Source organism: Pseudomonas sp. 910_23 (genome assembly GCF_052850795.1).
Genome location: NZ_VXCZ01000017.1, coordinates 141,310 through 166,709, shown reverse-complemented (window position 1 = coordinate 166,709; position 25,400 = coordinate 141,310). Strand labels below are relative to the sequence as shown.

Sequence of the window (25,400 nt, the reverse complement as noted above, 5' to 3'; positions counted from 1 at the left end):
GGCTTTTCCAAAGTGACCCGCCGTCAGGGCGGAACCCTAAGTAGCCGTTACCTAAATAACGGATATGTATGCGATCTGATCCCACTTCCCGGTCGGCTTTCAGGCCGCCACGGGAGCAAGCTCCCTCGCCACAGGTACAGCGCCATACCAGAAGTTGTGTAGATACCTATGCCCCGATGGCGGTGGGTCAGTTACAGATTTGCTAACTGATACTCCCTCATCGGGAGCAAGCCCCCTCCCACATTTGCCCCGAGTACTGCCAAGCCACCCCGCACCTTGTCCCAATCAAAACGATGGTTGTCCGGAACTCGGGAGATTCGCACTCCGTCGCGCTCTTACCCTGGGTCTCTACTTGGCCTTCTGGATTTCTTCGATGGGTTCGCCTTCTTTTCCCCCATGGCATGGCCGTGTTGCGCTGCTGGGCATTGCGCTGGCGTTGTCGGCGGGTTGTTCGTCCTGGGTTGCTCACCCGCCTGCACAGTCACATCCAGAGCGCATCAATGCCCTGAGCCACTTGCCGCAAGGTGTTTCGGCCCAGGCATTACCCGAGCGCTGGTGGCAGTTGTACAACGATCCACAGCTCGATGGGCTGGTGCAGCAGGCATTGCTGCACAACCGTGACCTGGCGGCGGCCCAGTCCCATGTGCAGGCGATGCTGGCCGGGATCATGCAGGCTGATGCCGAGCGCTGGCCGTCCACCCAAGCGTCATTGGGTGCCGCTTACGGCAAGACCGCCGATGATCAGACCCTGGCCAAGGCCACCGATAGCCATGCACCGTCAGAATGGGCGTTCAACCCGGGCTTCGAGCTGGCGTATCAAGTGGATGTGTGGGGCCAGGTCCAGCGCACGATCGAACGAGCCCAGGTGCAAGCCGCGGCGGCGCAGGACGCCGAGGACCTGTTGCGCATCACGGTCGTGGCGCAAACCACCCGCGCCTATGTGAATGCTTGTGCCCTCGGTGCTCGTGCCAAGGTCCAGCGTCATTCATTGGACGTGGTCGGGCGCAGCCTGGTGTTGATCGATCGCCAGCGCCAGGCCGGTGTGGTGACGGACCTTGAATACACGCGTATGCAAGCCTTGCAGGGCGAAACCCAGGCCTTGCTGCCGATGCTGGAGGCGCGTCGACAGGCTGCGCTGTATGAACTGGCAATGCTGACCGGCGTGGCTGATTTGGAACAAGGCGCTGGCGCTGCGAGCTGTGAGGTGGTTCCACACCTCAATGCCGAACTGCCGGTGGGCGATGGCTGGCAATTATTGGCGCGCCGCCCCGATATCCGTCAGGCCGAGAGAGCGTTGCAGGCGGCCACGCTGCAAGTGGATATCGTCCAGGCCGACCTGTACCCGAAGGTGACCTTCGGCGCCTCGGTGTCTTCATCGGCCAACAGGCCCCATGAGCTGGGCGACAGCAGCGCGGTGATGTTCGGCATCGGCCCGCTGATCACCTGGCAGTTCCCCAATTGGCGCGCCAACCGCGCACGGGTCAACCAGGCGCGGGCGCTTGAGCAGGTGGAGGTGGCGCAATTCGAGGCCAGCGTACTCAAGGCGCTCAAGGAGGTGCGCCAGGCCCTGGCCTTGTATGACGGCGAACGCCAGCGCCACGCGGCCTTGAGCCAGGCACTGGACAGCAGCCGCCACGCCTACAGGTTGGCCGAATTCAACTATGACGCCGGGTCTATCGACTTTCTGGACGTGCTGGACAGCGAGCGTGAACTGATCCGCTTGCAGGCCACTCGCGCCGACGCCGACGGCCAGTTGCTGCAACGCCAGATCAGCCTGTTTCAGGCGCTTGGCGGTGGTTGGCAGCCTTCAGCGCCCACCCACGCTCACACCACTTTTTCCGGTACCCAACCATGAATATCGCCGTTGATGAAAAAACTGCTGTCCAGGATGAACAGGCGCATACGCGCAGCCCACGCCGCAAAAGGCATCTGCTCCTGCTGGGCGGCGCTGCGCTGTTGATCGCTGCGGTGGTGTTCGGCGTGTACTGGATGACGGTCGGCCGCTACCTGGAACAGACCGATGATGCGTATGTGCGCGCCGACTGGATTCCCATCAGCCCGAAGGTCTCAGGCTATGTGGCCGAGGTGGTGGTAGAGGACGATCAGCCGGTCAAGGCAGGGGATGTGCTGGTGCGCATCGAGGACCGTGACTACCAGGCCCGCTTGGCACAAGCTCGTGCAGAACTGGCCGAGACCCAGGCCTCGGTGGCAGCGCAAGAGGCCAACTTGAAAGTCACTGACAGCCTGATCGCCCAGCAAAAAGCCGGCGTTGCCCAGGCTGAGGCTCACGCCCGCAGTGTGGCCGCAGAATTGCGCCGCGCAAGCCTCGACCAGCGCCGCTACGAAGGGTTGGTGCGCGACCACGCCGCCAGCGCCCAGCGTCTGGAAACGGCCGCCGCCAGCTACACCCAGGCCAATGCCGCGGTAGAAATTGCCAAGGCCATGCAACGCCAACAGGAAACCCGCTTGACCGTGGCCGTCACCCGACGCCAATTGGCCGAAGCTTCGCTCCAGCAGCAGATTGCCCGGCGCAGTCAGGCCCAGGCGCAGTTGAACCTGGCGACCCATGCCCTGGAAGACACCTTGATCCGCTCACCCATCGACGGCGTGGTGGGGCAGCGCAAAGTGCGCACCCGCCAGTACGTCGCGCCAGGCTTGCCGCTGCTGGCAGTGGTGCCCTTGCAGCAGGCCTACGTGGTGGCCAACTACAAGGAAACCCAGTTGCGCGACATGCGTGCCGGCCAACCCGTGGACATCAGCATCGACAGCTATTCAGGACGCAAGCTCAAGGGCCATGTGATGAGTTTCTCGCCAGGTTCCGGGGCAGTGTTCGCGCTGTTGCCGTCGGACAACGCCACCGGCAATTTCACCAAGATCGTGCAACGCTTTCCAGTGAAGATCGTCATTGATGAGCATGACGAAGGCGGACCTATTCTGCCGGGCATGTCGGTGATCACCACGGTGGACACTCGCCCAGATAAGCAGGACGCTGCACATGACTGAAGCCGCTGAAAAGAGCGTGTCCTTTCGCGCCTGGGTGGCGGTGATCGGGGGGCTGTTCGGCTGTTTCATGGCCGGCATGAACGTGCACGTGACCAGCGCCGCGCTGCCGGAGATCGAAGGTTCCCTGGGGGCGACGTTCGAAGAAGGCTCGTGGATTTCCACCGCCTACCTGGTCGCGGAAATCGTGATGATCCCGCTGACCGCCTGGTTGGTGCAGGTGTTCTCTCTGCGGCGTGTGATGCTCGTGGGCTCGTTTGTGTTTTTGGTGGCGTCCATTGCCTGCTCCTGGGCGCCCAACCTGGAAGTGATGATCATCATTCGAGTGATCCAGGGCGCAGCCGGCGCGGTGCTGATCCCGTTGTCATTCCAGTTGATTATCACCGAGTTGCCGCCCAGCAAGATCGCGATGGGCATGGCCCTGTTCGCCCTGTCCAACAGCGTCGCCCAGGCCGCCGGGCCGTCCATCGGCGGCTGGCTGACCGATGCCTATTCCTGGCGTTGGATTTTCTACTTGCAACTGGCTCCCGGCATTCTTTTGCTGCTGGCGGTGGCATGGTCCATCGATGCCAAACCCATGCAGTTGAGCCTGCTCAAGCGCGGCGACTGGGGCGGCATCATCGCCATGATCGTCGGCCTGGGGGGCTTGCAGATCGTGCTGGAAGAAGGTGGGCGCAAGGACTGGTTCGGCTCCGATTTCATTGTGTGGATGTCGCTGGTCGCAGGCGTTGCCCTGGTGTACTTCGTACTGTCGCAGCTGTATGGCAGCCGCTCCTTTATCAACCTGCGTCTGCTCAAGAGCTACAACTTCGGAGTAGCCAGCGCGGCGATGTTCATCTTCGGCGGGGCCACGTTCGGCCTGGTGTTCCTGGTGCCCAATTACCTCTCCCAGTTGCAGGGTTACAACGCTCGGGAGATTGGCATCAGTCTGATCGCCTACGGCATGGTGCAACTGGTACTGGCGCCGTTCATGCCGCGCCTGATGAAGTGGCTCAACCCGAAACTGATGGTCGCCAGCGGTTTTTTCATCATGGCGCTGGGGTGTTACCTCGGTGCGCACCTGGATGTGGATAGCGCTGCCAACGTGATCATTCCTTCCACGGTGGTACGCGGTATCGGGCAGCCGCTGATCATGGTGGCGCTTTCGGTACTGGCGGTGTCCGGGCTGGCCAAAGACGAAGCCGGCTCTGCCTCGGCGTTGTTCTCCATGCTGCGCAACCTTGGCGGAGCCGTGGGTACGGCGGGCCTGACGCAGATCGTCGCCCTGCGCGAACGCTTTCACTCCGAGCGGGTAGGGGAGTCGATCACACTGTTTTCCCCGTCCTTGCAGGAACGCCTGCGCGCCAGCATGGCTGACAGCGAGGGTTTTATCTTCAACCAACTGTTGCCCGCTCAACAGCAGGTTATCGAGGGCTTGATCCACACCGTGCGTCGCGAGGCGTACCTGATGGCCTATAGCGATGCGTTCTATGTGTCCTGTATCGCGTTGATCTTGTGTGGTGTCGCGGCCTTGGCATTACGGCAGTCAGCCAAGAACGCTTAACCACGCCAAGGAGGTGTTGAACTTGTACAGCCCACTGCGTTTGGTTGGAGCCCACTATCTGCCCCCCGGAAAAGAGGAGCTCTCTCATGCAACAACCCGATACCCTGGTCCGTAACCCGCTCGGCAACCCTGTAGTCGCCCGCGTCACCGTGAATGGCGATGCGCGCAGCGTGTGGAGTATCGTCGGAGATTTCGCTGGTTTCGCGAAATTCATTCCGGCGTTGTCCCATATCGAAATGACGGGCGAGGGCGTGCGTTCGGTCCGCAAGAAACTGTTCAAGGACGGCAATGTGGTGATTGAGCAACTCAACACCCGTGACGACCAAGCCATGACGATGACCTGGTCACTGATTTACACCTCACTGAATATCGGCAACCTGTGGGCGCTGATGGAAGTGGCGCCGCAAGGCCCGAACCAGAGCCTGGTGACCTGGACCATCATTGGCCAGCCCTACACTGGCGGCAAGGTGGATCTGCCGGCGTTCGAAGCGTTCCTGCAAGGCTTTGCCGATGATGCGATGAAGAACCTGCAGGCGCTGTTCAACTGACATAGAACGAGCAGGCAGTGGCTGATTCCGTGGCGGGGGAGCTTGCTCCCGTTGGGGCGCGAAGCGGCCCTGAGAATAGGACTGCTGCGCAGTCCAGCGGGAGCAAGCTCCCTCGCCACAGAAGCATTCTGCTGTTTTAAGCGTTAGTTGACGGTCTGATCAATCCCCGCCTGCAAGGCCTGGCTCTCTCGATGGCCACCGGCGCGCAGAAGGCCCAGGTTCAAGGCTTGATCCTTGCGCGTGGCGTCGTCCTGTTTCTGGGTCAGTTCGTCCTTGGCCCCGAGTGCGAGGTTGACCGGTGATTTGGAGACATTCAGCCCGACATCGGCGCGGTAGTCGCTGCCTGCCAGTGTGGTTGCGGTGACCCTGGAACCGCCCAGCTCGACCTTGCCATGCTCGGCACTGATCCGCGCACCCGTGAGGCGCGTATCACCACCGACCTGCAGACTGACGCCCTGGCTGCCGCGAATGCCTGACGCCTGAGCGACGCTGTCCTTGATCACATGGCTGACGTCCAGGTTCAGGGTCGGGGTGTAGTTGGTGTTGCCACTCTTGTCACCGAACAACACGCTTTCAGCCGTATCGGCCACCTTGCTGCCGGTGGTGTTCTTGCCGCTGACAACGTAGCTGTCGCTGGTTTTTGGCCAGACCTTGTCCTTGAAGCCCGACAGGCGCGTGCCCAGCGCATCCTTCTTGTCTGCCAGGTAAGCCTTGGCCTTGTCCACGCGGGTGCCGAAGGCGCCGCGGGGTTCGGGGTTCACGTCGTAACTGCCGCTGCGGGTGAGTTTTTCTTCGAGGCGTTCCTTGGCGTTGACCACGCTGTCGAGCACTTTGTCCTTGGCCGCAGCCAGGTGCCCGGTGCCCTTGTCGACCACGTTCTCCAATTTGTCGCGATGCTTGTCGAACGCGCCTTCGGCCTTGGCTTTTACGGTGTCCTTGAGCGGGCCGCTGGCCTTGGCGAGTTTATCGACCACGCCAGGCTGGTTTTTCTCGACATCCAGTTTGGCATCGACATGAACCTGGGTGCTGTTGACCTGGTCCTTGCGGCTTTCGACAACGAGGTCGCCGCCTACCTTGCCGCTCACCTGCTCGGCGTCGATGCGTGCGCCCGCCAGACGGGTATCGCCGGCACTGTTGATGACCACGGTATCGGCCTTGATCAGGCTGTCGTGCTGGGTGGTGCCTTGCACGTGATCCACATCGACCTTGGCCCGCGCATTGATGCCGCGTTGGGTCTTGGGTGTTTCGTGTTCACCGGCGTCGGCCAAGGTGGTCTTGCCCACGCTGGCGCCCGCGCCCAGGGTCACGCCCCAGCTGTCATGAGCCTGGGTCGACTGTGCCGACTCCTGCAGGACGCCGCCGTTTTGCGCGTCGAGGTTGACGCTGGCCGCGCTGACCTGAGTACCCTGCAAGTGAATGGCATCGGCTGCATCGGCACCGCTGGCGAGGCTGACCTTGCCGTTGCTGTGCAGTTGCCCGACGACTACGCCCTGGTCATCTTCGGCCACCTTGCCGATGTTGAAATTGGCGCTGAGGTTGCCGGTCTTGCTGCTGCTTTCGGCGCTGCTGGTTTTGCCGGCGCCAAGGGTCAGGCCGCCGCCCAGGTTGCTGCCGTTGCTGACGTGACGGTGGGTGGCGGCTTGCAGGTCCAGCTTGCCGCCGGCATTGAGGCTGATATCGCCGGTCTTGGCGGTGCCGGAGCCGATCTGCGTGCCTTGCAGGGTCATGTCGCCGCCGCTGCCGAGTTGGATCGGCCCGTTGCCCTGGAGCGTCGCGACGCGGGCCTGGCTGTCCTGGGTGTCGAGGCGCTGGTTATCCAATTGCACACCGGCACCGAGGTTGATGTTGGTGCCATTGGCGCCGGGCGCTGTGCCCACGGTCAATGACGCGTTACCGCGCAACGTGCTGCTGGTGTTGCTCTGAGTGTCGTTAGCCTGGTTGAGCGCCAACTCACCGCCGGTCTTGAGGTTGACGCCTGCCTGGCCGCCGTTGAACTGGCTGCCTTCATAACTTGCATCGCCCTTGGTCTGGAGGCTCACGCCCTGGGTGCCCGCGTAGCTGCCGACCACTGCCGTGCTGCTGGCTTGGCGTACATCACGGCTGCCGCCGCTGCCGCTGCCGCGTACATTCACGTCCTCGCCAGTGGTGGTGTAGACCCGCACGCCGACCTTGGCGTCCACGCCTTGCTCGCTGCTGCTGTGGGTATTGGCTGCCGCCTTGGCGATATGCTCGCCGGCATTGATGGTCAGCCCGCCCTCGGTGGCGCGGTACTGCGTGCCCTCATCCTGCAACTTGCCGACACTATCGACCTGCACCGTGGCGCCACTGAATTGGCTGACCACGGCGGTGTTGTCCTGTTGTGTGCGGGTGCTGTGGGTATGCCCGACTTCCACGTCCAGCCCGACATTGGGTTGTTCGAATGCATCCAGCAAACCCGGCTGATGGAACTTGGCCTGGGCCACGCCTTCAACAGCTTTTTCGATCGGGCGGGTAATGCCTTTGTATTCCACATTGGCGCCGACATCGGCGGTCCAGCCGTTTTGCTTGTGGGTACTGGTCTCGGTGGAATGGGCGGCCAGGTTGTCGATCTGGCCCGCGTTGACTCGCAGCTCGGTGCCGGCCTTGGCCTGGGCACCCTCGCTGGTGAAGGTGTTGCCAGCATTGATGGTCAGCTTGCCGGTCGCGGCCACGGTGCTGGTTTGCGCGGTGGTTTTTTCAGCGGTGTCGTGGCTGCTCTGGTGGCTGAACTGAGCACCATTGCCTGCCCGATCAATGCCGCCGGTGTAGTAGAAACTGCCGCCGGTGGTGGTCTTGTCGACGGCTTCGGTGCGTTGGTCATGGGCGGCCAACAGCTCGACGTTTTTGCCGCTCAGGCTTGCATCGCCTTTGGTTGCCTGGAGGTTGGAGCCGCTGATGCTGACGTCACCACCGGCGTTAATCGCCACACTGGCGCCGTTGATGCTTGAAGCCTGCTGTCGGGTGGTGTCGGTCTGGCGGGTTTGCTGCTGGTCTTCATAGCTCAGGCCCGCACGGTACTGGCGGCTGACACCCTCAGTTTCCTTGGCGTAGCCATCGAAGCCGCGGGTATGGGTACTGGTGGTGTCGTGGGCGGTGTTCTGCGCTGCAGCGACCTTGATATCGCCCTTGGCATTCGCTTGCAGTTCACCTGCGGCGGACACCTGGGAGCCACTCACCGTGATGTCCTTGGCGCTTTGCAGCTTGAGGTTGCTGTCCGAGCGCAGGTTACTGGCAACCACCGTGCTGTCCTTGAGGTTCTTGCGGCTTTCATCCTTGGAGATGCCGAAGAACTTACTGTCGTTGCTGTAGCGGTTGTCGTGGGAGGTGTCTTGTACGCCGTCGATCACCAGCGAGCCTTTGTCGCTGATGACACTGGCCTGCTTGCCGCCTCGGGCCTGGCTGCCGCTGATGCGCACGTCGTCTGCCTGGACGATCAGCTTGCCGTCGGCATTCACCTTGCTGGCGGTGTTCAAGGTCTTGCCCTGGTTGCCGTCGCCGTTCTTGCCGAAGAAGCTGCCGCCGGTGAGGTCGCCTGCGTAGGTGTTGTCACTGCTGCTTTGGGTGCGGCTGGCGCTGGCGATGTCCACTTGGCGGCCTGCCAATTGGATGTCCCCTGGGGTTTTCAGCTCGGCGCCCTGCAATTGCAGTTTCTGTTTACTGGTCAGCTCCAGCGTGTGGCCGGCCTTGAGGCTGCTGGTGATGCTGCGCTGTTCGCTGCTGGATTTGTCCCAGTTGGCTTTCCACAGGTGCTTGCGGTGGTTGCCCTGGTCGCGGGTCTCATGGGTTTCGGTAGCGGCGGTCACCTGCAGGTCGGCGCCGCTGTTGACGCGCAAGGCGTGGCCCGCTTCGACGTGGCTGGCTTTGATGTCGGCCTTGGCGCCGGAAGACAATGCCGCATCCTGTTGGGCGACGAGCGTGTTGCCGTGCTGGCGGGAATCCTTGTCGGTGGTGGTGCGGTCGTAGGTTTCGTAGGTGAACAGCAAGTTGCTGTTGTTCCACTGCTCACGTTTTTCCTGAAGCTTGCGGCTTTCCAGGCTGCTGAGGGTCAGGTTGCGCCCGGCATCCAGCTTGACGTTGCGCCCGCCTACGTCAGTGGCGGCCAGGTTCAAGTCCTTGGCGCTGCGCAAGTCGACGTCGCCCTGGCGGCTCTGTACCCCGGCGCGGGTGGCGTCGAGGCTGTTGGCGTGGACTTGGCCGCTGACATCGAGGTCACCGGCCGAGCTGATCTTTACACCGTCAGTGCCTTGCACCTGCACACCACCCACACGTACCCCCGCCCCTTCGGCGGTGCTGATGATATTGATGCGCCCGGCCTGCATCGCGCCGAACAGGCGTGCGTCGATGCGTTGCTCCTCGGCCTTGCCGGCCGGGTCGACCTGGCGTACTTCGCCGCTGGCGAAATCCACCTGGTTGCGACCGACCGTGAGGTTCAATTGATCACGGGCACTGAGGCGACCCTCGCTGTCGATGCGTGGCGCGATCAGCTTGATGGAGCCCTCGCGGTTGTGCAGGCCCTGGCCCTGGATCGTCAGTTGGCCGTTGGCATCGCGGGTGTTCAAGGCTTGCAGCTTGCCGTCGTTGAGTTCCGGGCGGCCCACCACCAGGTTGGCATTCGGGGTGTTGATGAAGCTGCCGCCATTGACCGAAATGCCGTTGGGGTTGGCCAGCACATAATCGGCGGCCTGGCCGAAAATCTCCTGGGCGCCGTTGAGGGCCGAGGCATTGCGGCTGATCACTTCGTTGAGGATCACGCTCGCCGCCTGGCCCTGGAACTGCGGGTTGGCCGCCAGTTGCCCGGCCAGTTGGGATTGGCCGGCCTGCAAGGCGTTGTTCAACACCAGGCCCTGGCGGTCGACGTTGTAGTCCAGAAACTGGTTATGGGACAGGCCGCCGGCATTCGGCGCGACGATGTTGACGATGGGCACACCGCCCTGGTCTTGCAGTTGCGGCGTGCCGCCGGGGCCTGTGACGACGGTCACGCCGCCAGCCAGTACCAACTGTGGCAGCAGAAACAGGCTGGCAATGGCCCAGCGCAGTTTGCCCTGGGGAGAAAGGTGAAAGCTGTGTGAAGTAGTCGGCATAAATAATTTCGCTCTGTGTTGGCTGATCCGCGACGTGCGTTGTTCGTTGCAACGCTGCTGTGGTGGTCAGGTACGGCGGTTGTCTCAGGCTAAAAACAGCGGTGGTTCATATTTGCAGGCTCAGGCGTGTCAGCCAGACCTCCGGCTCCTGGCGAAAGCCTGTGGGGGTGTTGAGGTTGCGTTGGTAATCGATGTCCAGTTGCACGTTCTTCCAGCTCAGGTTGAGCCCAGCACTGGCACCGCTCAGGCGTTGGCTCTGGGCGCCGTGTTCGTGCTTGACCCACGCATTGTCCAGGCCCAGGCGCGGGGTGAGCTTCACCGGCAAGCCCGTGTTGAGCGGCAGGCGCAAGGTGTTGCGCCATACCGCGCCAATGGCGCCGGAGCTGCTGTTTTCGCGGTAGCCACGCACGGCCGAGTCATCGGTGATCAGCAGTTGTTCGATGGCGGGCAATGCATCCTCGCTGTACTGCACCGACAGCTGGCTTTGCCACTGCCATGGCTGCGCCGACCATTGGCCGTTGCGCCATTGGGTGAGGTTGGCGCGGTACTTGTGGAACTGTGCCTTGGGGTGTTTTTTTTGCACCTGGTCGGCATCCCGATCGGCGCCGAACCACGTCAGGCCCTGGGCGTAATTGACGTCCAGGTTCCACACCGCACTGTTGAGCCAGAACAGGTTGAGGCCCGCTTCTGCCACCGTCAGCGTCGGGCTCTGAATGTCCAGATGGACCTTTTGCAGGTAACTGTCGACGTCCTTGTAGGCCAGTTGCAGGTTGGCGCTCAGTTGGTGGCTCTGGTCGCGCCACAGCACGCGGTCGCTGCGCAGGCTGAGCTGATCGGTGCGGCCACTGTTGTAAAGCGTCGTGCGGCTGAGCTTGAACGGTGAGCGGTATTCGGCATGGCTGGCGAACAGGCTGTAGGTCCAGTAACCGTAAGGGATGGAATAGAACAGGCTGTGGCTGCGGCTGTAGCGTGGTCCATGGTTGAGCGTGTCACTGAAGCTCAGGTTGAGCGAGTCATTGATTTGCAACGGGCTGTCCAGGCTCACGCTGATGGCGTTGCGATCACGGCCGGTGCCGGCGCTGCCGAGGTTATCGACCCCAAGCCCGAGCGCCCAGCGCGAGGCACTGCTGCGCGAGCGCAGGATGATGCGTGAGGCGCCGGGCGTGCTGCCGGGGGCGATGTCGGCGGTCAGGTCCACCGAGCGCAGGCGGTTGAGCTGGTCCAGGCCCTGCTCCAGGTCGCGCAGGTTCAGTGGTTTGCCGAGCATCCCGGGGAATGCCCCGCCCAGCGCCACCGGCAGGCTCTGATCGGCCAACTCGATGGCCTCCAGGTAGCCTTCTTCGACATGAATATCCAATGGCTGCCCGGCGGCCGGCGCACTGATCAGGTACGGGCGGCTGGCGATGTAACCGGCCTCGACGTACAGCTGGGTGATCTGCGCCAGTAGGCGGTTGATCTGCGTGACGCCCATGCACGGGGCCACGTAGGGTTCGATGTGTTTGTCCAGCTCGCTGCGGGTGAACAGCGTAACTCCGGCCAGACGCGTACCGCTCAGGGGCCAGCAACCTTCATCCTTGGCAGTCTCTTTTGGCATGGCCGGCGTGGCCGGTTGCGTGCCGAAACTGCCGCGCTGCATTTGGCGCTGGCGTTGCTCCAATTGTAATTGCTGCAAATCGCGCTGCTGTTGCTGCTGCAAGCGCAGGGCTTCCTGGCCGGGCTGTGGGCTATCGGCGGCAGCCACCGGCAGCGCCCACAGGCAGAGCAGGGCGATGCCCAGTTTTCGGGTACAACACAGGTGTGCGGTTGAGAGCTGATGTGGCACTCGACTTCCTTAAACGTAGAAATACACGCGATGCATCCGCCCGATGCCAAACAGTGAACTCAGCGGGACTTGCCACACTTGAGTGAGTGGTAGACGGTTTGTTACATCGCTGTAGGATTTATCACACAATACGTAAGAAAGGTCGCGTAATTAAGTGCTTTTATGCACATTTTTGGTGCGGTTTGAGGTGTGCAGGCCCGTCATTCCTGCCTTTAAAGGCGTGTAAGTGGCGGAGGGATGGTTTGGATTGTTGTCAAGACGTCGCCTAATCGGCTCGGCCCGATCAAGGGACGGCAGCTTGCCTCGTTGCCAGATTAGGCTTTTGAATCCATTGGATATTCTGTAGCCTTGCGCAGCTTCCGCTTTACCCGTGCTTGATGAACAAAAACACTTCGTCCGGCGGCGCCCGAAGGGCTCCCGAGCCGGTGGTACACTCGACTTTCGCGCTACTGCGCCTGCAGGTCTTGCGAACATGACGCACATTTCCGAACGCCTACTGGTTCAAGCCCACCTCGACGCCAAACAGCCCAAGGTTCTCAGCGTTGCTGAAGAGGCAAGCTTGCGTACTGCCATCGCCGCCGAGCTCAAGGCTCAGGACGCGGTGCTGGTCGCCCACTTTTATTGCGACCCGGTGATTCAGGCCCTGGCCGAAGAAACCGGCGGCTGTGTTTCCGACTCCCTGGAAATGGCCCGCTTCGGCGCTGCCCACCCAGCCAAGACCGTGCTGGTGGCCGGTGTGCGATTCATGGGGGAGACCGCCAAGATCCTCACCCCGGAAAAACGCATCCTGATGCCTACCCTGGAAGCGACGTGCTCCCTGGACCTGGGGTGCCCGGTGGATGAGTTTTCCGCATTTTGTGATCAGCATCCCGAGCGCACCGTGGTGGTGTACGCCAACACCTCGGCCGCGGTCAAAGCCCGCGCCGATTGGGTGGTGACCTCCAGTTGCGCGCTGGAAATCGTCGAGAGCCTGATGGACAACGGCGAGACCATTATCTGGGGCCCGGACAAACACCTGGGCACCTACATCCAGCGCCAGACCGGCGCCGACATGCTGCTGTGGGACGGTGCCTGCATCGTGCACGAAGAGTTCAAGTCCAAGCAGCTGGAAGACATGAAGGCGCTGTACCCGGATGCGGCGATCCTGGTGCATCCGGAGTCACCGACTTCGGTGATCGAATTGGCCGACGCGGTGGGTTCCACCAGCCAACTGATCGCTGCGGCGCAACGCTTGCCGAACAAGACCTTTATCGTGGCGACTGATCGCGGCATCTTCTACAAGATGCAACAGCTGTGTCCGGACAAGGTCTTCATCGAAGCACCCACCGCCGGCAACGGCGCCGCGTGTCGCAGCTGCGCGCACTGCCCGTGGATGGCGATGAATACGCTGGAGCGTACATTGCAGTGTTTGCGTGACGGCAGTAACGAGATTTTCGTCGAGCCTTCGGTGATTCCGCAGGCGGTGCGGCCGCTCAAGCGGATGTTGGACTTCACCCAGGCTGCGCGGTTGAAGCTGGCCGGCAACGCCTGATCCTCAGGCTGGCGGGGTAAAAAATGTGGGAGGGGGCTTGCTCCCGATAGCGGTTGTACATTCAACATCTCTGTTGGCTGACAGATTGCTATCGGGAGCAAGTCGAATCGTCGCACCGCCCCTCCCACATTTTGATCTTCACTTGGTCAGCGATTACTTCTTTTGCTTCGGGATCCGCACCAGCTGCGTATCCGAATAGATGTCATGCCAGCTGCGTTTGTGTTTATCGAACAACGACCAGATAAACCCCAACCCCACGCACAACCACGACGCAATCGACACCACAAAACGCAGTAACGCCTGCCACAGGCTGATCCGCGAGCCGTCGGCGTTTTGCACGCGTACGCCCCACACCTGCATACCCAGGGTTTGCCCCGAATGGGTCCAGAACTTGGCGAAGAAACCAAACAGCACAAACAACAGGATCGTCGACAACAACGGGTCACCGTCCAGCGCGCCGGACTCGGTGAGTGTGCGCATCTTCGCTTCGCCGATGAAGGCGATCCACACCAGCTTGTAGATGAACGCCGTGACGATCAGCAGGGCGGTGCATAACAGGAAGTCATAGAACATCGCTGCCAGGCGACGGCCCAGGCCAACGGCGGGGAATTCGCCCTGGGGGCTCAACAGGGGTTTGGACATGGCAGGGCTCTCTGGAGAAAGCACGCAGTTTACGCAATGGCGCCCATAAAAAAGCCCCTGATGTCATATCAGGGGCTTTTTGTCGCAGCAAGGATCAGCCTTCTGCTTGCACTTCGTCAGCTTGCAGGCCTTTCTGGCCCTGAACTGAAACGAAGGTGACCTTCTGGCCTTCCTTCAGGCTCTTGAAGCCATTGCCCTGAATAGCGCGGAAATGCACGAACAGATCCGGGCCGCTCTCAGGAGTGATAAAACCAAAGCCTTTTTCGTCGTTGAACCACTTGACGGTACCGCTCTGACGTTGGGACATTTTCTTCTTTCCTTTGACGCTAAAAATTAATGACAGCCCCTTTCATACGAAAGAGTACTGGGCTGGGTTGCAGGAAAGTAAGAGACGTCGAACGGGTTGTAGCAACTACTTCAGCTACTGCCCAGGTCCAGGTTCCAAGCGACCCATGCAAACACAGTGAGCAAACTCTACGCCAACTAATATGAAAAAAACAAGCCCTGCGCAAGGCCCCGGTTTTGCTGGGGTGCATGACACTTTGTTGAATGCTGAACGGCTGGCTTATTCGATAGAGTAGTTCACTTGTTATAGGGATATTCCTATAAAAATGACTATCGTAAATGCACTGTTTTATGGCGGTTGCGTTACAGTTTAGTGCACGTTAACGCAACCGCGTTACTTATAGAAACAATCCGTCAGCCGCGATAGTAACGTTGCGGCACAAATGGCATTTTACTTACACGTAGTGGCACCTTTTTCCCACGCACCAACGCAGACACTTCGGTATCCAGTGCAGTGAAGGCCGTGTCCAGGTAACCCATGGCCAGCGGGCCCCCCAGGCTCGGGCCAAAACCGCCGCTGCACACGGTGCCGATCACGGTGCCGTGTTCGTCGACAATCTCTGCACCTTCACGCACCGGGGTGCGCTCCTGAGGCAGCAGGCCCACGCGCTTGCGGCTGACGCCAGCTTGTTGCTGGGTGAAGATCCGGTCGGCGCCGGGGAAAGCGCCGGCACGCGGGCCATCCGAACGCCGGGCCTTGGAGATCGCCCACAACAGGCTGGCTTCGATCGGGGTGGTGTCGGTGTTCATGTCGTGGCCGTACAGGCACAGGCCGGCTTCCAGGCGCAGCGAATCGCGGGCGCCCAGGCCGATAGCCTGTACTTCGGCTTCGGCCAGCAGGCTGCGTGCGAGGCTTTCGGCATTTTCAGCCGGCACGGAGATTTCGAAGCCGTCTTCACCGGTATAGCCGGAGCGGCTGACATAGCAGTCCACGCCCAGCAAACGCAGGGTGGCGAATTGCATAAAGGTCATCCGGGTGACTTCAGGTGCCAACCGCGCCAGCACCTTCACCGCAGCCGGGCCTTGCAGTGCCAGCAGGGCGCGTTCTTCGAACAGCGGTTCGATGGTGCATTGGTCGCCGATGTGTTGACGCAGGTGTGCCAGGTCCTGGTCCTTGCAGGCGGCATTGACCACCAGGAACAGTTCGTCGTTGCCCAGGTTGGCCACCATCAAGTCGTCGAGGATGCCGCCTTGCTCGTTGGTGAACATGGCGTAGCGCTGCATGCCCACCGGCAGGTCGATGATGTCGACCGGCACCAGGGTTTCCAGGGCCTTGGCGGCATTGGCACCGGTCAGGCGGATCTGGCCCATGTGCGACACGTCGAACAACCCGGCCTGATCACGGGTGTGCTGGTGTTCCTTCATCACACCCAGCGGGTACTGCACCGGCATGTCGTAGCCGGCGAAGGGCACCATGCGTGCGCCCAGTTCGAGGTGCAGGGCGTGCAGAGGGGTTTTCAACAGGGTTTCGGTGGACATATTCAGCTCCTGAAAAACGTGCCGACGCGCTTGTGGGCGTCAGCACTCGATAATGTTGACCGCCAAACCGCCACGGGCGGTTTCCTTGTATTTGCTTTTCATATCGGCGCCGGTCTGGCGCATGGTGCGGATGACCTTGTCGAGGGACACAAAGTGCTGGCCGTCGCCCCGCAGGGCCATGCGCACCGCATTGATCGCCTTCACCGAGCCCATGGCATTGCGCTCGATGCACGGCACCTGCACCAGCCCGCCAATCGGGTCGCAGGTCAGGCCGAGGTTGTGTTCCATGCCGATCTCGGCGGCGTTTTCCACTTGGGACACGCTGCCGCCCAGCACTTCGCACAGGGCGCCCGCGGCCATGGAACAGGCCACGCCCACTTCACCCTGGCAGCCGACTTCGGCGCCCGAGATCGAGGCGTTTTCCTTGTACAGGATGCCGATGGCGGCGGCGGTGAGCAGGAAGCGCACCACGCCGTCTTCGTTAGCGCCCGGAATAAAGCGCATGTAGTAATGCAGCACCGCCGGCACGATCCCCGCTGCACCGTTGGTGGGCGCGGTGACCACGCGCCCGCCATTGGCATTTTCTTCGTTGACCGCCAGGGCGTAGAGGTTGACCCAGTCCAACACCGACAGCGGGTCGCGCAGGGCGGACTCGGGGTTCTTGCACAACTGCCTGTGCAGCGCCGCCGCCCGGCGCTTGACCTTCAAGCCTCCGGGCAAGATGCCTTCGTTGCGACAGCCGGCGTCGACGCAGTCCTGCATGACCTGCCAGATTTTCAACAGGCCGCTGCGGGTTTCCGCTTCCGGGCGCCAGGCGCTTTCATTGGTCAGCATCACCTGGCTGATGGACAGCCCATAGGTGGTGCAATGGCCGAGCAGGTCCTTGGCGTGCTTGAACGGGAAGGTCAAGGGCGTTGCATCTTCGACGATCCGGTCGGCGCCGGCAGCGTCTTCATCCACCACAAACCCACCACCGACCGAGTAGTACTCGCGGCTGCGAATCTGGATGCCGGCGGCGTCAAAGGCGCGGAAGATCATGCCGTTGGGATGATAGGCGAGGGGTTTGCGAATCATCGCCAGGTGTTCTTTCTCGTTGAACGCAATGCTGTGTTCACCGAGCAGGTTGAGGCGCCCGTCACTGCGTATCTGCGTTAGGCGGGTAGCCACGGTTTCGGTATTGACGGTGTCCGGGTGTTCGCCTTCCAGGCCCAGCAGTACGGCCTTGTCGCTGCCGTGGCCTTTGCCGGTGGCGCCGAGCGAGCCATAGAGTTCCACTTTGATGCCGGTGGTGGCGCTCAGCAGGTTGTCACGCTTGAGGCCCTCGACGAATCGAGCCGCCGCACGCATCGGGCCGACGGTGTGGGAGCTGGAGGGGCCGATGCCAATCTTGAACAGGTCGAACACGCTAAGGGACATGGTTGTTCTCCGGTTTCTTATTATTCTTGAGGCCGTACTCGGTCAAGTGTGGGAGGGGGCTTGCTCCCGATGGCGGTGCGTCAGTCACCAGATCTAATAACTGACCCTCCGCTATCGGGAGCAAGCCCCCTCCCACATTTAGACTGAGTACCTCTTCAGTTATGCATAGCTCTCGATCGACGGGCACGCACACACCAGGTTGCGATCGCCAAACACGTTGTCGACCCGGCCAACCGGTGGCCAGTATTTGCCTTCGATCAATGACGGCACCGGGTACACCGCTTGTTCGCGGGTGTATGGATGCGTCCACTCGCTCACCAATTCAGCCGCGGTGTGTGGTGCGTTTTTCAGCGGGTTGTCGTCCTTGTCCAACGTGCCGTTTTCCACTGCACGGATCTCTTCGCGGATGGCGATCATGGCGTCGCAGAAGCGGTCCAGTTCTTCCTTGGATTCACTTTCGGTCGGCTCGATCATCAAGGTGCCGGCCACCGGGAACGACATGGTCGGCGCATGGAAACCAAAATCGATCAGGCGCTTGGCCACGTCGTCCACACTGATGCCGCTGCTGTCTTTCAACGGGCGCAGGTCGAGGATGCATTCGTGGGCCACCAGGCCGTTGCTCCCGGTATAGAGCACGGGGTAATGCTCTTCGAGGCGACGGGAAATGTAGTTGGCATTCAGGATCGCCAACTGCGACGCGCGCTTGAGGCCGGCGCCGCCCATCATGCTGATGTACATCCAGGTGATCGGCAAAATGCTCGCGCTGCCGAACGGTGCGGCGCATACCGCGCCTTCCTTGCGTTCCATGGCCGCGTGGCCGGGCAGGAACGGCGTGAGGTGCGACTTGACGCCAATCGGGCCAACACCCGGGCCGCCACCGCCATGGGGGATGCAGAAGGTCTTGTGCAGGTTCAGGTGGGACACGTCGCCGCCGAACTTGCCCGGTGCGCAGAGGCCGACCATCGCGTTCATGTTGGCGCCGTCGATGTACACCTGGCCGCCGTTGTCGTGGATGATCCCGCAGATTTCGCGGATGCCTTCCTCGAACACACCGTGAGTGGACGGGTAGGTGATCATCAGCGCGGCAAGATGCTCGCGGTGTTCGATGGCCTTGGCGCGCAGGTCTTCGATGTCCACGTTGCCGCGCGTATCGCAAGCGGTCACCACTACGCGCATACCGGCCATGTTGGCGGTGGCGGGGTTGGTGCCGTGGGCCGACGACGGGATCAGGCAGATGTCGCGACGTTCTTCGCCACGGCTCTGGTGATAGGCGCGGATGGCCAGGAGGCCTGCGTATTCACCCTGGGAACCAGCGTTGGGCTGCAAGGAGATCGCGTCGTAGCCGGTGGCCGCGCAGAGCATGGCTTCCAGTTCGGTGGTCAGTTGCAGGTAGCCGGCGCTTTGCGCGGCGGGGGCGAAAGGGTGCAGGGCACCGAACTCGGCCCAGGTCACCGGGATCATTTCGCTGGCGGCGTTGAGTTTCATGGTGCACGAGCCCAGCGGGATCATGGTGCGGTCCAGGGCCAGGTCCTTGTCGGCCAGCTTGCGCAGGTAGCGCATCAGCTCGGTTTCCGAGTGATAACGGTTGAACACCGGGTGGCTGAGGATCGGCGACTGGCGCAGCAGGGCGCTCGGCAGGGTGCTTTGGGTTGCAGCAAAGGCCGGCAGGGTTTTGCCGTCGGCGAAGATGGCCCACAAGGCCTGGATATCAGCCTGGGTGGTGGTTTCGTCGACCGACAGGCCAACACGCTCGGCGTCCACGACGCGCAGGTTGATGCGCTGGGCGCGGGCCTTGTCATGCAGGGCGGCGGTGTGGGTGCCGGTGTTGATTGTCAGGGTGTCGAAGAAGTGTTGCTGCTCGACTTTCAAGCCCAGGGCCGTCAAGCCCTTGGCCAGGATCGCGGTCAGTTGGTGAATGCGCTGGGCGATCTGGGTCAGTCCCTTGGGACCGTGGTACACGGCGTACATGCTAGCGATGTTGGCGAGCAGCACTTGGGCGGTGCAGATGTTGCTGGTGGCTTTCTCGCGGCGGATATGTTGCTCGCGGGTCTGCATCGCCAGGCGCAGGGCCGGCTTGCCGAAGCGGTCTACCGACACGCCGACCAGACGGCCTGGCATATCGCGCTTGAATGCATCCTTGGTGGAGAAGTACGCCGCGTGCGGGCCACCGAAGCCCAGCGGCACGCCAAAGCGTTGTGCGCTGCCAATGGCGACGTCGGCGCCGAATTCACCCGGCGGGGTCAGCAGGGTCAGGGCCAGCAGGTCGGCGGCCACGGCTACCAGTGCGTTGGCAGCGTGGAAGCGCTCGGTCAGTTCGCGGTAGTCGAATACATCGCCGTTGCTGGCCGGGTATTGCAGCAGGGCGCCGAAGAATGCGCTGACGTCGGTCAGTTCGCGCTCATCGCCGACCACCACATCGATGCCCAAAGGTTCGGCACGGGTGCGCAATACGTCGAGGGTTTGCGGGTGGCTGTGCACCGAGGCGAAGAAGGCGTTGCTGCCCTTGTTCTTGCTCAAGCGCTTGCAGAAGGTCATGGCTTCGGCGGCGGCGGTGGCTTCGTCGAGCAGGGAGGCGTTGGCGATCGGCAGGCCGGTAAGGTCACTGATCAGGGTCTGGAAGTTCAGCAGCGCTTCCAGGCGGCCTTGGGAAATCTCTGGCTGGTACGGGGTGTAGGCGGTGTACCAGGCCGGGTTTTCCAGCAGGTTGCGCAGGATCGGCGACGGTGTATGGCAGTTGTAGTAGCCCTGGCCGATGTAGGTTTTGAACAGTTGGTTCTGCCCGGCAATGGCCTTGATCTTGGCCAGGGCCTCGGCTTCGCTCAAGCCGTCTTCCAGGCCGAGCACGCTGGTGCCCTTGATGCTTTCCGGGATCACGCTGGCGCTGAGGGCTTCGAGGGAATCAAAGCCCAGGCTGGCGAGCATTTGCTGCTCATCTTCCTGACGCGGGCCGATGTGGCGGGCGATGAATTCGTTGGCGGTGGTCAGATTAACGGTCATGGCGCGCTCCTCAAGCTTCAGCGTTGGCTTTGATCAGACGGTCGTACGCATCCTGATCCAACAGCTTAGCCACTGCCTCGGCGTCGGCGGGTTTAAAGCGGAAGAACCAGCCTTCGCCCATCGGGTCTTCGTTGACCAGTTCCGGGCTGCCTTCGAGTTTGTCGTTCACTTCCAGCACTTCACCGTCCAGCGGCATGTAGACGCCGCTGGCGGCTTTGACCGATTCCACGGTGGAGGCTTCGGCGCCCTTGTCGTAAGCCTGCAACTCCGGCAGTTGCACGAAAACCACATCACCCAGCGCGTTCTGCGCAAAAGCGGTGATACCCACGGTGACGCTGCCATCGGCTTCGGCGCGCAGCCATTCGTGATCTTCAGTGAAACGCAACTCGCTCATGGAAACTCCTCAGGGCCAGAATCGTCTGGTGGACGGGATTGGAATAATGGGGAGTTGCTTAGCAATATTGCGGCCAAGGTTATTAATTCGTTATAAATCAATAGGTTGATAAAATCGGTTATGACGTTAGTGCATTTAGCTGTAGCGATTTCGCTACAGTCGAGTGCTTGAAAAAAAGCCTATGTGGATCAAAGCCTTGCATGGCGCGTAAAAAACAGGGTTGTAGCGATATCGTTACGCTGTAGCGCTTTCAGTACACTGAATGTCGTTCCTGGACCAAATTTTGGAATGCTCTCCAAATGTGGGAGGGGGCTTGCTCCCGATAGCGGTGTATCAGTCAAAGATTTATGGCTGACACACCGCTATCGGGAGCAAGCCCCCTCCCACATTTGTTTGTATTCCAACTTGAATCAGGGCTTGTTGGGGATGCCGTACTTGCGCAAGCGATGGGCAATCGCCGTGTGGGAAGTCTGCAACCGGCTGGCGAGCTGGCGCGTCGAGGGGTAGCTGGCGTAGAGCTTTTCCAGCAGATCGCGCTCGAAGTCTTCCACCGCCTGTTCCAGGCTGTCGACTTCGCCATCGCTCTGGCGCGCCACCGACGTACCGGCGATGTCCAGGTCGCCGATGTCTACCAGGCTGCCCTCGCAGATGGCGGCGGCGCGGAAGATCACGTTTTGCAGCTGGCGCACATTGCCCGGCCAGCGGTTGCCCAGCAGCGCCGGGTAAGTGCCGGGCGCCAGGCGGCAGACCGGGCGCTGGATCTGCGCGCAGGCTTGCTGCATGAAATAGCGGGCCAACAGCAGGATGTCCTGGCCGCGTTCGCGCAGCGGCGGCACTTCAACGTTAAGCACGTTGAGGCGGTAGAACAGGTCTTCGCGAAAGGTGCCCTCACTGACCATTTTTTCCAGGTCGCGGTGGGTGGCGCTGAGGATGCGCACATTGACCTTCACCTCACGGTCACCGCCCACCCGACGAAAGCTGCCGTCATTGAGAAAACGCAGCAACTTGGCTTGCAGGTAGGGTGACATCTCGCCGATCTCATCGAGAAACACCGTGCCCTGGTTCGCCAGTTCCATCAGCCCTGGCTTGCCACCGCGCTGGGCGCCGGTAAAGGCGCCAGGGGCGTAACCGAACAACTCGCTTTCGGCGAGGTTTTCCGGCAGCGCCGCGCAGTTCAACGCCAAAAACGGTGCACTGTGGCGCGTGCTGATCGCGTGACAGGCGCGGGCCACCAGCTCCTTGCCGGTGCCGGTTTCGCCCTGGATCAGCAGCGGTGCATCCAGCGCCGCCACCCGTTGTGCCCGGGCCTTGAGGGTGCGGATCGCCGGGGATTCGCCCAGCAGCGCATCAAAACCTTCGGCATGGTCGTGGTGCAGCGCCGATAGCTGTTCGCCGATGCGGTTGGGCTGGTAGAGGGTGAGCAGGGCTCCGGCGTCGGTGATCGGCGTGGCGTCCAGCAGCAGGGTCTGGCCATTGACGCTGATCTCGCGCAACGGCAAGCGAAAGCCATGCTCCAGCAAGGTCTCCAGCAGCGCGGGGTCGTTGAACAGCTCGGCGATGCTTTCGCCGGCCGGTTCGCGCCCGTACAGCGCGATCAATGCCGGGTTGGCCAGCAAAATCTTGCCCGCGCTGTCCAGGGCCAGCACCGGGTCGGTCATGGCTGCCAGCAGGGCGTCCAGTTGCAGGTGGCGGCGTTGGCCCGGAAGGATGTCGACCACCTTCACCGCTTGCACGCCGTGCACGCTGAACAACGCATCGCGCAGTTCTTCAAGCACCTCGGCGCTGAGGGTGGGTGCGTCGATATAGACGTTGGGCGGCACCATCTCCACCGCATCCAGGTTGAGATTGCGCCCACCGAGCAAGGCCAGGACTTCCTGGGTGATGCCGACGCGGTCGATGAAGCTGACGTGGATACGCATGGGGCGATTGGCAATTCTGGAGAGCAGAGGCGGCAAGTATGCCTTGGCGCGGGGCGCAGGTGAAATCTGACAAATGATGGAGATCAAAATGTGGGAGGGGGCTTGCTCCCGATTGCGGTGGATCAGCCAATCAACCTGTGGCTGACACACTGCTATCGGGAGCAAGCCCCCTCCCACATTTCGAACTTACTCCAGGTGTTCGGGTTTGACTGGATCACCTGATTTCACATCCAGCTGATGCCGCACATCCTCGAACATCAAGTCGTACTGCTTGTGCATCGAGCCGTTCAACACCGCGACCTTCGGCATGCCATATTTCTGCGCGATGTTCATCGCATGCCGCGCAAAGTCGAATGCCTGGTCCTTGGGCAGGAAGAACTCCTCCTTGAGGTCCTTGCCCTGCACCGAACCGTGCAGTTTGAATAACATGCCTTTGCCTTCCTTGGGGTCCTGGCTGACTTCATAGTCGATGCACAGGTTGTAGCTGTAGTCGTCCTTGTTGAGCGCGTGACGTTCGACGTGCAAGTGACCGGGTTCAAAGATAGCCATAGGCGTTTCTCCTCTACTTCACAGATAGGTGATGCCAGGTGTGGCCGTGCTGATGCGGGTGCCGGCGCTGCCCTGGACGATGGCTTCGATGTCCGAGAGTGAACCGATCACCGCGGTTTTGCCAGTCTGGCGGGCGAACTCGCAGGCTGCCTGTACCTTGGGGCCCATGGAGCCCGCGGCGAAGCCGAGTTTTTCCATGTCGTCCGGGTGGGCCTGGCCGATGGCCTTCTGGGTTGGCTTGCCGAAGTCGATAAAAGCGGCATTGACGTCGGTGGCGATTACCAGCAGGTCGGCGTCCAGTTGCGCGGCCAGCAGCGACGAGCACAGGTCTTTGTCGATCACCGCTTCAATGCCGCGCAGCTTGCCGTCTTCGCCATACATCGTCGGGATGCCGCCGCCGCCGGCGCAGATCACGATGGCTTTTTTCTCCAGCAGCCATTTGATCGGGCGGATTTCAAAGATGCGTTTGGGGCGCGGGCTGGCAACCACACGGCGGTATTTGTCGCCATCGGGTGCGATGGCCCAGCCTTTTTCGGCGGCGAGTTGTTCCGCTTCGGCTTTGGTATACACCGGGCCGATAGGCTTGGTGGGGTTCTGGAAGGCCGGGTCCTTGGCGTCCACTTCGACCTGGGTGAGCAGAGTGGCGAACGGCACTTCAAAGTCCAGCAGGTTGCCCAGTTCCTGTTCGATGATGTAGCCGATCATGCCTTCGGTTTCAGCGCCCAGTACGTCCAGCGGGTAGGGTGAGACGCTGGTGTAGGCCGCCGCCTGCAACGACAGCAGGCCGACTTGCGGGCCATTGCCGTGGGCGATCACCAGCTCGTTGCCGGCGTGGATCTTGGCGATCTGTTCGGTAGCGATGCGGATATTGGCGCGTTGGTTGTCTGCAGTCATGGGTTCACCACGGCGCAGGAGGGCGTTGCCGCCCAGGGCTACGACGATGCGCATAATGCAATCCTTTTAGGGTGTGAGCAGAGCCCAATGTGGGAGGGGGCTTGCTCCCGATGGCGGCAGGACAGTCAATCTATCTATAGCTGAGCCACCACTATCGGGAGCAAACCCCCTCCCACATTTTTGAACCCTGTTCCGACAGTGAGAGTTAGATATCTGCCAACGCCGACACCAGGATCGCCTTGATGGTATGCATGCGGTTTTCCGCCTGCTCAAACGCGATATTGGCCGGCGACTCGAAGACTTCCTCGGTCACTTCCACACCATTGGCCAGGTGCGGATAGCGCGCAGCGATGTCCTTGCCGACCTTGGTTTCGCTGTTATGGAACGCCGGCAAGCAGTGCATGAATTTCACCCGGGGGTTGCCCGAGGCTTTCATCATCTTGGCGTTGACCTGGTACGGCAGCAGTTGCTCGATACGCTCGTCCCACGCTTCCACCGGCTCGCCCATGGACACCCAGATATCGGTGTGGATGAAGTCCACGCCCTTCACTGCTTCTTTCGGGTCTTCGGTGATGGTGATGCGTGCGCCGCTTTCCTCGGCAAATGCCTGGCACTGCTTGATGAAGTCCTCGTGCGGCCACAGCGCTTTCGGCGCGCCGATGCGCACGTCCATGCCGAGCTTGGCGCCGATCATCAGCAGCGAGTTGCCCATGTTGTAGCGGGCGTCCCCCAGGTAGGCGTAGCTGATGTCATGCAGCGGCTTGTCGCTGTGTTCGCGCATGGTCAGGGTGTCGGCGATCATTTGGGTCGGATGGAATTCGGCAGTGAGGCCGTTGAACACCGGCACACCGGCGAACTTGGCCAGCTCTTCGACGATTTCCTGTTCAAAGCCACGGTACTCGATGGCATCGAACATCCGGCCCAGGACGCGGGCGGTGTCTTTCATGCTTTCTTTGTGGCCGATCTGCGACGACACCGGGTCGATGTAGGTGACGTGGGCGCCCTGGTCATGGGCCGCGACTTCGAAGGCGCAGCGGGTGCGGGTCGAGGTTTTTTCGAAGATCAACGCGATGTTCTTGCCTTGCAGGTGCGGACGCTCGGTGCCGGTGTATTTGGCGCGTTTGAGGTCGCGGGACAGGTCCAGCAGGTAGTTCAGTTCGCGAGTAGTGTGGTGCATCAGCGACAGCAGGCTGCGGTTGCGCATATTGAAAGCCATGATGGA

The 25,400-nt window shown here is 61.5% G+C and carries 17 protein-coding genes; 5 read left to right on the top strand and 12 right to left on the bottom strand.

What is annotated here, in order from left to right; translation table 11 throughout:
* The first annotated feature begins 373 nt into the window (after positions 1-373).
* From FW800_RS20355 to FW800_RS20340, 4 genes are all read left to right on the top strand, one after another.
* Positions 374-1,855, top strand: a complete 1,482-nt coding sequence (locus tag FW800_RS20355; protein WP_446438330.1) for a TolC family protein — start codon at positions 374-376, stop codon at positions 1,853-1,855.
* Complete coding sequence (locus FW800_RS20350; protein WP_446438329.1) at positions 1,852-3,003, top strand: HlyD family secretion protein; 1,152 nt, start codon at positions 1,852-1,854, stop codon at positions 3,001-3,003. The genes FW800_RS20355 and FW800_RS20350 overlap by 4 nt, the downstream gene beginning before the upstream one ends.
* Positions 2,996-4,543: an MDR family MFS transporter gene (locus FW800_RS20345; protein ID WP_148852615.1), complete on the top strand. Its 1,548-nt coding sequence runs from the start codon at positions 2,996-2,998 to the stop codon at positions 4,541-4,543. Before FW800_RS20350 ends, FW800_RS20345 begins: the two co-directional genes overlap by 8 nt.
* Before the next feature lie 86 nt (positions 4,544-4,629).
* Positions 4,630-5,091, top strand: coding sequence for an SRPBCC family protein (locus tag FW800_RS20340; RefSeq protein ID WP_148852614.1), 462 nt, complete (start codon positions 4,630-4,632; stop codon positions 5,089-5,091).
* 143 nt (positions 5,092-5,234) lie between these two features.
* On the opposite strand, the gene FW800_RS20335 is transcribed toward FW800_RS20340, so the two are convergent.
* Together FW800_RS20335 and FW800_RS20330 are read right to left on the bottom strand one after the other, a co-directional pair.
* Positions 5,235-10,190, bottom strand: coding sequence for a hemagglutinin repeat-containing protein (locus FW800_RS20335; protein ID WP_446438328.1), 4,956 nt, complete (start codon positions 10,188-10,190; stop codon positions 5,235-5,237).
* Positions 10,191-10,296: 106 nt separating this feature from the next.
* Entirely contained in the window at positions 10,297-12,012 is a 1,716-nt protein-coding gene (locus tag FW800_RS20330; protein ID WP_446438327.1) for a ShlB/FhaC/HecB family hemolysin secretion/activation protein, read from the bottom strand.
* 472 nt (positions 12,013-12,484) lie between these two features.
* Here FW800_RS20330 and nadA point away from each other — a divergent pair, with 472 nt between their 5' ends.
* A complete protein-coding gene (nadA, locus tag FW800_RS20325) occupies positions 12,485-13,543 on the top strand; it encodes a quinolinate synthase NadA (protein WP_446438326.1) in 1,059 nt (352 codons plus the stop codon).
* A 153-nt stretch (positions 13,544-13,696) separates the two neighbouring features.
* On the opposite strand, the gene FW800_RS20320 is transcribed toward nadA, so the two are convergent.
* The 10 genes from FW800_RS20320 to FW800_RS20275 form a co-directional block, all read right to left on the bottom strand.
* On the bottom strand, positions 13,697-14,185 hold the full coding sequence (locus FW800_RS20320; protein WP_005790850.1) for an RDD family protein: 489 nt from the start codon (positions 14,183-14,185) through the stop codon (positions 13,697-13,699).
* Positions 14,186-14,279: 94 nt separating this feature from the next.
* Complete coding sequence (locus FW800_RS20315) at positions 14,280-14,492, bottom strand: cold-shock protein (RefSeq protein WP_446438325.1); 213 nt, start codon at positions 14,490-14,492, stop codon at positions 14,280-14,282.
* A gap of 392 nt (positions 14,493-14,884) precedes the next feature.
* The gene (gene gcvT, locus FW800_RS20310) at positions 14,885-16,009 is read right to left on the bottom strand and encodes a glycine cleavage system aminomethyltransferase GcvT (protein ID WP_446438324.1); all 1,125 of its coding nucleotides are present in this window, start codon (positions 16,007-16,009) and stop codon (positions 14,885-14,887) included.
* A gap of 39 nt (positions 16,010-16,048) precedes the next feature.
* Complete coding sequence (locus FW800_RS20305) at positions 16,049-17,425, bottom strand: L-serine ammonia-lyase (RefSeq protein WP_446438323.1); 1,377 nt, start codon at positions 17,423-17,425, stop codon at positions 16,049-16,051.
* 159 nt (positions 17,426-17,584) lie between these two features.
* Entirely contained in the window at positions 17,585-20,422 is a 2,838-nt protein-coding gene (gene gcvP / locus FW800_RS20300; RefSeq protein WP_446438322.1) for an aminomethyl-transferring glycine dehydrogenase, read from the bottom strand.
* Positions 20,423-20,432: 10 nt separating this feature from the next.
* Positions 20,433-20,816: a glycine cleavage system protein GcvH gene (gene gcvH / locus FW800_RS20295; RefSeq protein WP_446438321.1), complete on the bottom strand. Its 384-nt coding sequence runs from the start codon at positions 20,814-20,816 to the stop codon at positions 20,433-20,435.
* Positions 20,817-21,226: 410 nt separating this feature from the next.
* The gene (locus FW800_RS20290) at positions 21,227-22,735 is read right to left on the bottom strand and encodes a sigma-54-dependent transcriptional regulator (protein ID WP_005790844.1); all 1,509 of its coding nucleotides are present in this window, start codon (positions 22,733-22,735) and stop codon (positions 21,227-21,229) included.
* Positions 22,736-22,921: 186 nt separating this feature from the next.
* Entirely contained in the window at positions 22,922-23,284 is a 363-nt protein-coding gene (locus FW800_RS20285) for a DUF5064 family protein (protein WP_194439052.1), read from the bottom strand.
* Between the two features lie 18 nt (positions 23,285-23,302).
* The gene (arcC, locus tag FW800_RS20280) at positions 23,303-24,232 is read right to left on the bottom strand and encodes a carbamate kinase (protein ID WP_446438320.1); all 930 of its coding nucleotides are present in this window, start codon (positions 24,230-24,232) and stop codon (positions 23,303-23,305) included.
* Positions 24,233-24,383: 151 nt separating this feature from the next.
* Positions 24,384-25,394, bottom strand: a complete 1,011-nt coding sequence (locus tag FW800_RS20275) for an ornithine carbamoyltransferase (RefSeq protein WP_005790837.1) — start codon at positions 25,392-25,394, stop codon at positions 24,384-24,386.
* Positions 25,395-25,400 lie beyond the last annotated feature (6 nt).